This is a genomic window from Agrobacterium sp. DSM 25558, from assembly GCF_900100825.1.
In the GTDB taxonomy this organism is placed as follows: domain Bacteria; phylum Pseudomonadota; class Alphaproteobacteria; order Rhizobiales; family Rhizobiaceae; genus Agrobacterium.
Genome location: NZ_FMUD01000031.1, coordinates 16,379 through 28,729 on the forward strand (window position 1 = coordinate 16,379; position 12,351 = coordinate 28,729).

The 12,351-nt window shown below is 57.1% G+C and carries 13 protein-coding genes; 5 read left to right on the forward strand and 8 right to left on the reverse strand.

Going from position 1 to position 12,351, the window contains the following annotated elements; genetic code table 11:
- Positions 1–5 precede the first annotated feature (5 nt).
- Positions 6–425, forward strand: coding sequence for a diacylglycerol kinase (locus DSM25558_RS21435; RefSeq protein ID WP_077106714.1), 420 nt, complete (start codon positions 6–8; stop codon positions 423–425).
- Here the strand turns inward: DSM25558_RS21435 and DSM25558_RS21440 are convergent.
- Positions 422–1,957 (reverse strand): sensor histidine kinase, encoded by a 1,536-nt coding sequence (locus DSM25558_RS21440; protein WP_077106715.1) that lies wholly within the window; start codon positions 1,955–1,957, stop codon positions 422–424. The two genes, DSM25558_RS21435 and DSM25558_RS21440, sit on opposite strands and share 4 nt — an antisense overlap.
- Before the next feature lie 107 nt (positions 1,958–2,064).
- On the opposite strand from DSM25558_RS21440, the gene DSM25558_RS21445 reads away from it, so the two are divergent.
- The 3 genes from DSM25558_RS21445 to DSM25558_RS21455 all read left to right on the forward strand — a co-directional run bounded on the left by DSM25558_RS21445 (position 2,065) and on the right by DSM25558_RS21455 (position 3,852).
- Positions 2,065–2,643, forward strand: coding sequence for a thermonuclease family protein (locus tag DSM25558_RS21445; protein ID WP_077106716.1), 579 nt, complete (start codon positions 2,065–2,067; stop codon positions 2,641–2,643).
- Between the two features lie 9 nt (positions 2,644–2,652).
- Positions 2,653–3,294, forward strand: a complete 642-nt coding sequence (locus DSM25558_RS21450) for a uracil-DNA glycosylase family protein (RefSeq protein ID WP_077106717.1) — start codon at positions 2,653–2,655, stop codon at positions 3,292–3,294.
- 66 nt (positions 3,295–3,360) lie between these two features.
- On the forward strand, positions 3,361–3,852 hold the full coding sequence (locus DSM25558_RS21455) for an Lrp/AsnC family transcriptional regulator (RefSeq protein ID WP_067643452.1): 492 nt from the start codon (positions 3,361–3,363) through the stop codon (positions 3,850–3,852).
- An 80-nt stretch (positions 3,853–3,932) separates the two neighbouring features.
- Here DSM25558_RS21455 and DSM25558_RS21460 read toward each other — a convergent pair whose 3' ends face one another.
- The 5 genes from DSM25558_RS21460 to DSM25558_RS21480 form a co-directional block, all read right to left on the reverse strand.
- Complete coding sequence (locus tag DSM25558_RS21460; protein WP_077106751.1) at positions 3,933–4,754, reverse strand: class I SAM-dependent DNA methyltransferase; 822 nt, start codon at positions 4,752–4,754, stop codon at positions 3,933–3,935.
- A 75-nt stretch (positions 4,755–4,829) separates the two neighbouring features.
- The gene (locus DSM25558_RS21465) at positions 4,830–5,096 is read right to left on the reverse strand and encodes an usg protein (RefSeq protein ID WP_067643449.1); all 267 of its coding nucleotides are present in this window, start codon (positions 5,094–5,096) and stop codon (positions 4,830–4,832) included.
- 161 nt (positions 5,097–5,257) lie between these two features.
- Complete coding sequence (locus DSM25558_RS21470) at positions 5,258–6,088, reverse strand: ABC transporter permease (protein WP_077106718.1); 831 nt, start codon at positions 6,086–6,088, stop codon at positions 5,258–5,260.
- On the reverse strand, positions 6,085–6,888 hold the full coding sequence (locus DSM25558_RS21475; RefSeq protein ID WP_077106719.1) for an ABC transporter permease: 804 nt from the start codon (positions 6,886–6,888) through the stop codon (positions 6,085–6,087). The genes DSM25558_RS21470 and DSM25558_RS21475 overlap by 4 nt, the downstream gene beginning before the upstream one ends.
- Before the next feature lie 114 nt (positions 6,889–7,002).
- Entirely contained in the window at positions 7,003–7,776 is a 774-nt protein-coding gene (locus DSM25558_RS21480) for an ABC transporter substrate-binding protein (RefSeq protein ID WP_077106720.1), read from the reverse strand.
- Between the two features lie 336 nt (positions 7,777–8,112).
- Here DSM25558_RS21480 and DSM25558_RS21485 point away from each other — a divergent pair, with 336 nt between their 5' ends.
- Entirely contained in the window at positions 8,113–10,350 is a 2,238-nt protein-coding gene (locus DSM25558_RS21485; RefSeq protein WP_077106721.1) for an OmpA family protein, read from the forward strand.
- A gap of 100 nt (positions 10,351–10,450) precedes the next feature.
- Here DSM25558_RS21485 and DSM25558_RS21490 read toward each other — a convergent pair whose 3' ends face one another.
- A complete protein-coding gene (locus DSM25558_RS21490) occupies positions 10,451–11,374 on the reverse strand; it encodes a pseudouridine-5'-phosphate glycosidase (protein ID WP_077106722.1) in 924 nt (307 codons plus the stop codon).
- 31 nt (positions 11,375–11,405) lie between these two features.
- Positions 11,406–12,344, reverse strand: coding sequence for a carbohydrate kinase family protein (locus DSM25558_RS21495; RefSeq protein ID WP_077106723.1), 939 nt, complete (start codon positions 12,342–12,344; stop codon positions 11,406–11,408).
- Between the last annotated feature and the right edge of the window lie 7 nt (positions 12,345–12,351).

A 12,351-nucleotide genomic window follows, 5' to 3' on the forward strand; every position in this document is an offset into this window, starting at 1 on the left:
TCACCATGGATAACCCGCACACCACGCCTTCGCCTGAGCCCGTTTTCCACAAGGAGACCGGGTTTCGGCATCTCTTCGCCGCAGCGCGTTATTCGGCGCAAGGACTTTCGCGTCTGTGGAAAGAGGCAGCCTTCCGCCATGAGGTACTGGCATTTGGTGCTGGGCTGGTGCTGCTGGGCGTGATCGGCGCACCTGTGACGCATTATCTGATATTCGCAGTGCTGATGCTTTTGCTGTTTTCCGTGGAATCTCTGAATACGGCCATCGAGGAAATCGTCGATCGCGTCTCACCTGAGTTTTCCTCGGCTGCACGTAACGCCAAGGATCTCGGCTCCTTTGCCGTTTTCTGCCTTCTGCTCGCGAATGGTGGTTTCGTGCTTTACTCGCTGATCAGCACGCTGTTTTTCTCATTCGTGATGATTTAAGCGAAAGATCGCTTGCGCGGCTGGACCACCTGCACGTCTTCTACGGCGGGAATGCTTTGCAGCACGCGTTTTGCTGGCAGAATGGCGATGACTTCCGTACCTTCCCGCAGTCTGGATTTCAGCACGAACTGACCATCGTGCTTGGCGAGAATGGCTTGCACGATGGGAAGCCCAAGGCCCGTGCCCTGTTCGGCACTCTTGATGGCAATCGATCCCTGGCCGAAGGCTGACAGAACAACCGGGATTTCCTCTTCGGGGATACCGGGGCCGTTATCCTTGATCGACACATATTGACCACCACCTGCCGTCCAGCCCGCCTTAATGAAGATTTCCCCGCCTTGGGGGGTGAATTTCACGGCGTTCGACAGAAGATTTAGAATGACCTGACGGATCGCTTTTTCATCCGCCCAGACGTGGGGCAGGGTGGTTTCGAATTGCTGCGAGATGCGGATGTTCTTGCCACGCGCGCGAAGCTGGATCATGCCCACACAATCATCGGCGATTTCCAGCAGCGCCACTGCTTCCTCGTGCAGGTCATAACGACCGGCCTCGATGCGGGAAAGATCGAGGATTTCGTTGATCAGGTCGAGCAGATGCTGACCGGACCTGTGAATATCGCCCGAATACTCTTTATAAAGAGGATTGTTGAGTGGCCCCAGAACCTCCGATGCCATGACCTCCGAAAAGCCGAGGATCGCGTTCAGCGGTGTGCGCAATTCATGGGACATGGACGCCAGAAAACGGGATTTCGCCATGTTGGCTTCCTCGGCGCGCCGCCGGGCCTCATCCGACATGGATTTTGCCACTTCAAGCTCGGCAATCAGGTCGTCTTTTTCCGACTGGAAGGACAGAAGCTTGATGCTGGAGAGATAAAGCCGCTTCGTGATATGGTGGCAGAACAGCATTGCCATGGAAAACATCAGCGCAAGACCGATCTCCATCGGACTTCGCGACAGGACGGCAGTTACGCTCAGCGCGACCAGCACGGGCAGGAACGTCATCAACGTCGCGCGCCGCAGCAGGAAATTCGATGTTGCCGTAATCGACAACGCAATCAGCAGAGTCGCGCCCTTGTAGAATGTAATGAGCGATGCGTCGCCCGGCTCTATTTTCTGAAGGGCAAACAAGACCCAGACGAGGCCGATGACGATCTGGGTAGCGAGAAATATATTGTGCCATGTCGAGATGTTGGAAGCCGTTATCTCATGACGTGATGCCTTGCGCGCAAAAATCAGGGCCAAGGCATGTGCCGTCAAAGCCAGCACAGACCAGCCGAGGATTTGCGGGTCGCGGCTGATATAGATGCCAACGCCCGTTGCCAGAACGATAAACAGAGGCATGATCGTTGCGCTCTGCAATGTCTCCGCAATGTGCATTTGCAGCATGTCGCGTTCGAAGACATTCGTGCCGACAGGGCCGTATTGCAAACGCTCACGGGTCAATTTGACCGTGTCGAAGACAGCCTTATTGCGTCGCGTCCGTGACCGGTCAACGATGTTCTTGTCGGCAGTGGTGCTAGCGCTTTTACTCATTGACACAACGCTGGTGATCTAAAGACTTGCAGCCTAATGGCAAATTCTTAAGAAGATGCTGCCGCTAAAGGATTTGTTTGCCATTTCTGAAAAGGGTTTATTTGTACATGAGAAAGAGCTCACGTAAGCCCTTCCATTTTCTGAAAGATGGCCTCATCGCCGCTCTCATTCTGGTGATGGGTACGCTGATTGCCGCAAAGCTCGACGGGATAAATCAAGAGCGATTTACAGGTCGCTTCAGCGCGGTGGATGGCGATACCCTTGCCTATGATGGCAAACGGCTTCGCCTTATCGGTATCGATGCGCCGGAGATGAGCCAGAACTGCATGAGCAATGGGGCAGAGTGGCCATGCGGTGCGCAAGCCAAAGAGTATCTGAAGATGCTGCTTCAAACCGGCGCAGTCGAATGTTCCGGCAAAGACCGCGACCGTTATAAGCGCCTGCTGGTGCGCTGTTCCATCGGCGACAAAGACATCGCCGGCGAAATGGTCGCAGGTGGTTTTGCCGTGACGACCGAATATTTCCTGTTTTCCGGTGAGCAGGCGTTGGCTCAAGCCAGACGCGCAGGGATATGGGCAGGCACGTTTGAAAACCCGAGAGACTGGCGGCGCGAGCACAAGGCGGCAGACATGGATGTACCGCTTGCGGGCGTTATCAGTCTGGTCCGCCATGTTCTCGGCTGGTAGGGTTTCGCGATGTTGCTAAAAGCGGGCCTACAGGAGATCGAAACTCTGCGGCGGGACATTGCTCGATGTCGCATCTGTCGTGATGCGCCGCGCAAGGGTGAGGTGGATCGCCTGCCGCATGAGCCGCGTCCGGTTGCTGTTATTTCCGGTACGGCGAGAATCCTGATCGCGGGACAGGCACCAGGGCTGCGGGTTCATGAGAGTGGCTTGCCCTTCAACGATGCATCGGGCAACCGTTTGCGCGACTGGCTTAACCTAGACCGCGAGACGTTTTATGATGCCGACAAGTTTGCCATCATGCCGATGGGCTTCTGTTTCCCGGGATATGATGCCAAGGGCAGCGACTTGCCTCCACGCGCGGAATGCGCGCCGCGTTGGCGCGAGAGCGTTATGCAGGTCATGCCGCAGATCGAGCTGGTTTTGGCGATCGGTCAGTATGCGCAGAGCTGGCATCTGGGTGTACGACGCATGAAAACGATGACCGAGACGGTGCAGAACTGGCGCAGCTACCGCTACACCAATCATGGCATTTCTATCCTGCCTTTGCCGCACCCTAGCTGGCGCAACAGTGCGTGGCTGAAGAAAAACCCGTGGTTCGAGGAAAATCTGCTGCCCGTGCTGCGTCAAGATGTGGAAAGACTCACATCCTGAAACAAATTTCTTTTTTTCTCTTTTATTTCGTGTAAACAAAGGAAAATAATTCCGGAGGAGAGAAGATTGGACCGTCTCGACCGTAAAATACTGCGCATTCTGCAAGAAGATTCCACTTTGGCCGTCGCGGACCTTGCCAAGAAGGTTGGCTTGTCCACGACCCCGTGCTGGCGCCGTATCCAGAAAATGGAAGAAGACGGTGTCATCCGTCGCCGTGTCGCGCTTCTCGACCCAGGCAAAGTCAACACCAAGGTCACGGTGTTCGTGTCCATCCGCACCGCGTCGCACTCCATCGAGTGGTTGAAGCGCTTTTCCGAGGTCGTTTCCGAGTTTCCGGAGGTGGTCGAGTTCTACCGCATGAGCGGTGATGTGGATTATCTTCTGCGCGTCGTCGTACCGGATATTGCCGCCTACGATGCCTTCTACAAGCGCATGATCGCCAAGATCGAAATTCGAGACGTATCCTCTGTCTTCGCCATGGAGCAGATCAAATACACGACGGAACTGCCGCTCGATTACATGCAACTGGACAACGCGAAGTCCGGCGACGATTCGTAAGGGCGTTTGCGCCTCTTCAAGTCGGGCGCACTCTTAACCACCGTCATGCCGAGGCAGGCCCCGGCATGACGGCGTCTTTTTCATCCCTTGAACTTCGCAATCACCAGATGGCCCGGCGTCGGATGTCCGTCCTGCATGCGCACGTTGATATCTGTGACTTCAATGATCTCGAAACCCGTCGCGGCGAGACGTTCGCGCACATAGGTTTCCGAGTGGGCGAAGCGCTGATGTGGGCCGACCATGTAGGGGCGGTCCGCCAGGACGTCCTGCGGTAAAGTTTCCGACGAGAAAATGAACAGACCGCCGGCGACCATGTTTTCCGCAGCGCCGAAGAAGATCGGCTCCAACGCGCCGAGATAGGGCAGCACATCGGTCGCTGTAATCAGGTTGAAGGGCTCGTCGTCATTGTCTTCGAGAAAGTCTTCGACTTCCGCGACGTAGAGCGTTTTGTAAAGCTCCTTTTCATGAGCGATCTCGACCATGTTTTCGGAAATGTCGATGCCGGTGATATCGTCCGCCATGTCGCGCAAAGCTTCACCCGTCAAGCCAGTGCCGCAGCCGAGATCGAGCACGCGTTTGAAGGGGCCGAGTTCCAGCGCTTGCAGGCGCTGCCGAACGATCATCGGCACCGCATAACCCAGTTGCTCGACCAGGATATCTTCAAACGCTTCGGCTTGCTGGTCGAACAGGGTTTCGACATAGGCGTCCGGTGCCTTGGATGGTGTATCGCCACGTCCCATGGAAGCAATGCGTACGGCGGCGCCGCCATGATCTTCCGGGTCGATCGCTAAAACCTCTTCATAGGCCTTCACGGCAGCGTCGATGTCGCCTGCCTTTTCCAGCGCCAAGGCGCGGTTATAGGCTTCTGCTAGGGCTTCTTCATCGATCTTCTGGTTCGTCATAGCTGGCATCCGGGCTTTCATGAAAATTCGAAGCCTGCTTAAGCCGCAACGCCGTGACGTGCAATCCTTGTTTTGTCAGTGCAGAATGAACTCACCCTTGAGCGAACGCCATTCCTGCGCTGAAATCAGCTTGCGGTGGACATAGCGAACGGAGTGCAGCGGGCCGTCCAGCTTTTCCTGCCAGAATTTGAGGAAGCCGCGCATTTCAGGGAAATCCGGTGCCAGATCGTAGTTCTGCCATAGGTAGGTTTGCAGAACGACGGGATGATCCGGCATGCGGTACAAGATTTCGGCCGTGGTCATGCCATAGCCCTTGAGCATCATTTCCATGTCCTGGTTCATGCTGGCTGCTCCCTTGTTGTGGTCGCGGGCATCACAAAACTACCCGAGACCATGGGAACATGACATGGTTAACCGAAACTTAACAATTTGGCGAACTGTCAAAAATATGTCATAACTTCAGTATGTTAGCATTCCTGTTAGAGGAGTGCTGCCAAAGGCTGTTATCGCCTGAGGTGGCGGGTCAACCGCGCTTCAATCGCTGCCCAGACGTGACGCAGTATCTCCACGATGGAGAGATAGAAAATCGCGGCCCACAGATAGGACTGATAGTCGAAGGTGCGGGAGAAAGCGTAGCGGGTCTGGCCCATCAGGTCGAAAACCGTGACGATGGACACGACGGCCGATCCCTTGATCATCAGAATGATCTCGTTACCATAGGGGCGTAGCGCCACGATCATGGCTTGCGGTAGAACGACTTTCCAGAATGTGACGGCCTTGGAAATACCAAGCGAGGCCGCGCCTTCATGCTGACCCTTCGGAACACTCTGAATTGCGCCGCGCAGAATTTCAGCCTGATAGGCTGCGGTGTTGAGTGTCAACGAAAGAAGCCCACAATACCAGGCTTCCCGGAAGAACCACCACAATCCGACCTCTTGCAGTTCTGGCCGGAAGCTACCGAGGCCATAATAAATGAGGAACAACTGTGCCAGCAAAGGCGTGCTTCGAAACAGATAGACATAGGCATAGGCCAGCGTACCGATAATCCGGTTTGGTGACATGCGGGCAAAGGCGAGTGGCAGCGACAAAACAGCGCCGAGAATGATGGACGTTCCGACCAGCGTCATCGTGGTGATCAGGCCATCGATATAACGCGGTCCGTAGCGTGTGAATTTGTCCAGATCCCAGCCGACGATCATGGAATATACGAGGCCCAGGCCCAGCAGCAGCCATAGGCCTGTGACGGTGTAACCCGCGATCTTTGAGACCGACAGGGGTTTCGTCAGCGGTGGCGGAGCAGGGCGGGGCGGAATCAATTGCTCGGCGTGGCTCATCGCTTCGCCTCCGAACGGCGCGACCAGCGATCGATAAAACCAAGACCGAAGGATGAGATGAGCGCGAGGACAAGGTAGAGCAGACAGGCTATGCCATAAAAGAAGAAGGCTTCCTTGCTGACACGTGCAGCGATGCCGGTCTGGCGCAAAATATCCGATAGGCCGATGATGGAGACGTATGACGTATCCTTCAACAGGATCATCCAAAGGTTCGTCATACCGGGCAGGGCGATGCGCACTAGTTGCGGAATAATAACGAGGACCATGGTTCGGCTGCGCGGAATTCCCAGCGCATCACCCGCCTCATATTGTCCCTTGGGGATGGCGCGAAACGCCGAAAGCAGGACTTCCGAGGCATAGGACGAAAACACGACCGACAGAGCAATCATGCCGGCCACAAATGCGTTGATCTCAATCGGGCCGGTGATGCCCACATAACTTCCCACCGACTGCAACAGCATCTGGATGCCGTAATAGACAATGAACAGCGTCAGCAATTCCGGCAGACCGCGGAAAATAGTGGTGTAGATACCGGCGGCCAGCCGCAGGGATTTTTCCTCCGACTGGGCAGCAAGAGCGATAAGGAAGCCGATGGTGAGACCAATCGGCAGGGTCGCCAGCGCCACGGAAATGGTGATCTTGACGCCGAAGGCGATTTCGTCACCCCAGCCTGCATCCCCACAGGCAACGAGTGTTCCGTTGCCCAGAAGAGAGAAAATGCCAGCTGGTCCGCAGAATGGATCGAAGAGATAAGTGAGATAGGTCCAGAACGAACCTATGGCGGAAAATGCTCCGCTCATGCCAATTTCCCCTGCGGTCTTCGCCGCTTGTCTCGTATTGTTTTATGACCTTGTTCTCAAACAAAAATGGCGGAAGGGCAAGCCTCCCGCCACATTATTTCAACAAGCAATCGCTTACTTGCCGTAAACGTCGAAGTCGAAGTACTTGTCGTTGATCTTCTTGTACTCGCCGCTTGCGCGGATTGCAGCGATTGCAGCCGTGAACTTGTCGGCAAGAGCGGTATCGCCCTTGCGAACGGCAATGCCTGCGCCCTGACCGTTGATCTCTTCATCAACCGGCATTGGCGTCAGGATTTTGCAGCAAGCACCGGCGTCCGACTTAACCCACTGCGACAGCACAACGATATCGTCGATGACGCCATCGATGCGGCCGTTGGTGATGTCGAGCTTGTATTCGTCAGCCGTCGGGTAAAGCTTCAACTCGGAATCAGCGAGATGCTTTTCGGCATAGTTTGCGTGGGTGGTGGAACCCTGCGCGCCGATTGTCTTGCCCTTGAGGTCTTCAACAGTTTTGGCTGGGCTGTCCTTTGGGACGGCAATGGCTGGCGGTGTGTTGTAGTATTTCTTGGAGAAATCGACCTTCTCGAGGCGCTCCGGCGTGATCGACATGGAGGCGACGATTGCGTCGAACTTCTTGGACTGAAGGGCAGGGATGATGCCGTCCCAGTCGTTGGTGACAAAGGTGCACTCTGTCTTCATTTCTACGCACAGTGCCTTGGCAATGTCGATGTCGAAGCCGGTCAGGGTGCCGTTTGCTTCAAGAACGTTGAAGGGTGGGTAGGCGCCTTCCGTGCCGATGACCAGTTTATCCTGCGCCAATGCGGCACCGGAGAAAAGTGACATCGCGGCAATCGATGCAGCAGCGAGCAGACGGGTGGAAATACGCATTTCGATCCTCTCTTTCGGCGTGTCTTCCGCACAGCTTGTTTATGTTTTCTGGGCGGTAAATGTTTCGCGCGGCCGCTTGACCGGGAGCGGGGGAGGCTGCGCTTGCCGGATAGTCTTATCCTTGTCTTTAAAATGCAACCCTAATCGTTTCGCACTGCGAGAAACGCCACAATCGCTCCACGAAAAGACCTAGATCTGTTCATTTCCGGTACAGACCGGGTTGGTCATGATGGGAACAACGTTGCGGTTCAGGCGTTGTTCACCGCCTGCATGTGCAGACTGTTTCGCACGCTGCAATACAAGCGATAAAAGACGATCACTAGGTGAGGAACTATAATGCTGAAGAAGAACAAGCTGCTGACCGGGGTGGTTTTCCCCCTGATGTCTTTTGCGATTGCAGTAGATCCTGCATTTGCAGCGTCCGTTGCAGGCGCAGGCGCGTCTCAATACACGACGCAGCAAGCGGTAACACATACCAGCAATACCGAGATGCTGCTGGCACAGGCCGAGCCACCTCCGGAAGAACTGCCAAAGAAACGCCAACAGGAAAAACAGGCTGAGCCAGAGCAGCCTAAGGCGGAGCAGCCAAAGGAAGAGGCACCCCGTCCACGTCGCGAAGCAGCACCCGAGGCCGCTCCAGAACCCAAGAGACAGCCAGAGCCAAAGGCAGAGCCTGAACAGCCACGTCCTCGCCGTGAAGCCGCGCCTGAAGGTGCAGCTGAGCCGCAAAAGGAGCCGCAGCAGCGCCCACGCCGTGAAGCGCAGCCCGACGCCGCACCTGCGCAGGCAGCACCCGAACAGCAGCAAGAACGTCCACGCCGGCCCAAGCCCGACCAGCAGCCAGCGGCAGAGGGCGAGCAGAAGCCTGAGCGTCCACGCCGCGATGCAAAGCCTGACGCTGCGGCCCCAGACGCCGCTCAGCCCGAGCAGCAGCAGGAGCGCCCGCGTCGTCCAAAGCCTGATCAGCCAGCCGCCGCCGAAGGCCAGCAGAAGCCAGCCGCAGAGGGAGAGCGTCCGCGCGAGCCTCAGGCAAAACCACCGGCCGCTAGCGAAGCTGCGCCTGAAAAGCCGGCAACCCCGGGCAAGAAGCCCGCAGCGCCAGAGCCGGATGCCAAGACTGCACCTGTACCGACAGAGCCTCCGACACCAGGCAAGGCCCCAGAGCCCAAAGAGCAGCCAAATCCTGCGCCGGGCCAGCAGCCTTCCGAACAGCCGCGCCCACCACGCGCCCAGAACGGCGAGCAGCCGCCGTTGCCAACGGAGCCTAAACTTGAGAATGGTGCAGCCACCGGCCAGGCACCAGCAGGCGAACCCGTGCCTCAGCAGGTCGTAACACCTCAGCAGGAAGCGCCTCCAACCACAAAGCAGGAGCTGGACAAGGCCCGTGCCGTGGCCAAGGACCCATCCAAATCCGCCGATACGGTCATTCTTCCAGTCGACAAGGGCGCTGCCGTCCTTGACAGCGACAAGGAAGCAGAACGGTCCGGCAACCAGCAGTCACGCGATCAGCGTCGCCAGGAGCGCGAAGCCGTTCGGGATTACAAGGTGCCAACATCGGATGCAGAGGCGCAGTCTGCGGCACGCGGTGACAAGCCCGCCCCACAGATCAATATTCAGGCCATCACCAACATTCAAGGTGAGCGAATCAACCGTCGTCCTGAATATGACCGTCCGGATGGTGTGCGTGAATGGCAGCCCCGTGACATGCCGCGCGGCGGCCCACGGGACCGCGATATGGGCGACCGGGTCTTCCTCCAGTTCGGCGATCGTGTCGTCGTGCGTGGAAATGACGATGACCGCTTCATTCGTGATGGTGCCAAGCCGTACTACGAACGTCTGCCGGATGATCGTTACCGCGAAACTGTCGAGCGGCCCGATGGCACACAGGTCGTGACCGTTCGCAACCGCTATGGCGATGTCATCCAGCGTTCGCGCATCGATAATCGTGGTCGTGAATATGTGTTGTTCTACGCGCCGGAACTCGTCGATGAGCCGGATCGTGAATATGTCTATCGCGACCCGGGTCTAGACCTGCCGCCGATGCGCCTGCGCATTCCGGTTCAGGATTACATCATCGACACGTCGAGCGACCCGGACCGCGATTATTATCGCTTCCTGGAACAGCCGCCGGTCGAGCCTGTAGAGCGTGTCTACACGATGGATGAAGTGCGTTATTCCGCCCGTATTCGTGACAAGGTCCGCCGCATCGACCTCGACACCATTACCTTCGCGACTGGTAGTGCCGAAATCCCTATGAGTCAGGCACAATCGCTGCGCAAAGTCGCAGACGCTATCAGCAAGGTGCTGAAGAACAACCCTGCTGAGACCTTCCTCATCGAAGGTCATACCGATGCCGTGGGCAACGACGAGAGCAACCTTGTTCTCTCTGACGAGCGCGCTGCATCCGTCGCCAATGTGATGACTGATGTTTACGGCATTCCTCCGGAAAACCTGACGACGCAGGGTTATGGTGAGCGCTTCCTGAAAGTTCAGACGCTCGCACCATCTCAGGAAAACCGCCGCGTAACCATCCGCCGTATCACCTCGCTGGTGAAGCCGGTCGCGCAGAACTGATTTGAGTTGACCTAATAAAAAACCCGGAAGTCGAAAGACTTCCGGGTTTTTGTTTATGATCCAGGGTCAGCAGTGCTGGTAAAAGCGCGGTGCTTTTGGCTCAGCCGAGTGCGACTGCGATCTCTGCGGCGAGGCGCGCGTTGTTGCGCACCAGTGCTATATTCGTCTCAAGGCTGCGACCTTCGGTAATCTCGAATATTTTGGACAGCAGATATGGTGTGACGGACTTGCCGCTGATTTCGTCTTCTTCCGCATGCGATAGCGCGCGCTGAATGTAGATTTCCATCTCTTCACTGGAAATCTCGTCTTCTTCCGGCACGGGGTTCGCAATCAGCATACCGCCTTCGATGCCCAGCTGTTCGCGGGTGGTCTGGAAGTTTGCGATAGCGGCAGGGCTGTTGAGCGAAAGTGGGCTTTTCAGGCCAGACGCGCGTGACCAGAAAGCGGGAAACTCGGTCGTGCCGAAGGTGACGACGGGAACGCCCTGCGTCTCCAGAACCTCAAGGGTCTTGGGGACATCGAGGATGGCTTTTGCACCCGCGCAGACAACGATCACGCCCGTTCTAGCAAGCTCGGTCAAATCGGCAGAGATATCAAAGCTTTCCTCTGCGCCGCGGTGCACGCCGCCAATACCGCCTGTTGCGAAAACCTTGATGCCGGCATGGTCTGCGGCGATCATCGTGGCGGCAACGGTTGTCGCGCCCGTACGACGCTCGGCGATCGCAAAAGCGATGTCGGCACGCGAGACCTTCATCGCATCCGTCGTCTGCGCCAGTGCTTCGAGTTCATGCTTTTCGAGCCCGATATGCAACGTGCCGTGGATGACGGCGATGGTTGCCGGAACTGCACCCTGATCACGGATGATCTGCTCCACGGATTCCGCCATCTGGATATTCCCAGGATAGGGCATGCCGTGCGTGATGATGGTGGATTCGAGTGCGACGATCGGCGCGCCGCGCTGTTTAGCTGCGGCTACTTCTTGCGAGTAAGCGATGGACAGGAGAGGAGACTGGGGTTTTGTCATTGTTTTATCCGGGTTTATCTAAGCGATCTCTTCACAACATTTCAGCTGCTGGCACAAGGGCCAGCATGGTTTCCATGGTCTGAGCGGTGAGCTCTGGCGATGTGGCGTAAGGCGATTGCACGGTGAGCGCCGCGACTGCGGCACCTCGCCGCAAGGATTCGCAAACCGATTGACCGTCTGCGATTGCGGCCAGATAGCCTGATGCCATCGCGTCACCCGCGCCCGTCACATCGCGCACATCTTCGATCAGCGGTGGGTGCAGAATGGCTGTCTCCCGTTCGGAAAACGCAACAACGCGCCGCGCACCGCTGGTAATGACGCCGCCGCGCAGTCCGAGCGCTCTCAAATGGTCCGGCCAATCACGCACATCTTCCACCTCGGCACCGGTCAATGCACGGGCTTCCGCCTCGTTCATGAACAGCATGTGGATCTCAGGCAGGGCAGCTTTCAGCCGGATGGCTTTGGCCGGGGAAATGGCGATGGCCGCCAATGTCTTCTCGCAGATGCGCGCGACGATGCCGATGGCGCTCAGCGTCTCCTCGGGCAGATTTGCGTCACAGACGATGATGTCGCACGCCATGATGGCTTCGCGGACTGCGCGCACCCGCAAGCGGCGCGGGCTGAACAGCTTGTAGAGGTCCATATCCGCTATCGCGATAACGAGATTTCCATCTCGCTCCAGAATCGCCGTATAGCTGGGTGTGCTGCGATCCAGAAACGTGAATGGTGTATCTTCCACGCCCGCCTCGCGCGCGGCAGCGGCGACCGTCTCGCCATTGGAATCGCCACCGCGTGGCGCGATGATCCTCACTTTAAAGCCCAGGCGAGAGAGGTTGCGTGCCGCATTGAACCCACCGCCGCCAGCCTCTTCCATCCAAGCGCCGGGATTGCTGGCACCGGCCACGGTGTCCGTTTCGATCATGCCTCGCCGATCAATGTGCGCGCCGCCCAGAACGAGTATTTTTTTCACTGCAGAC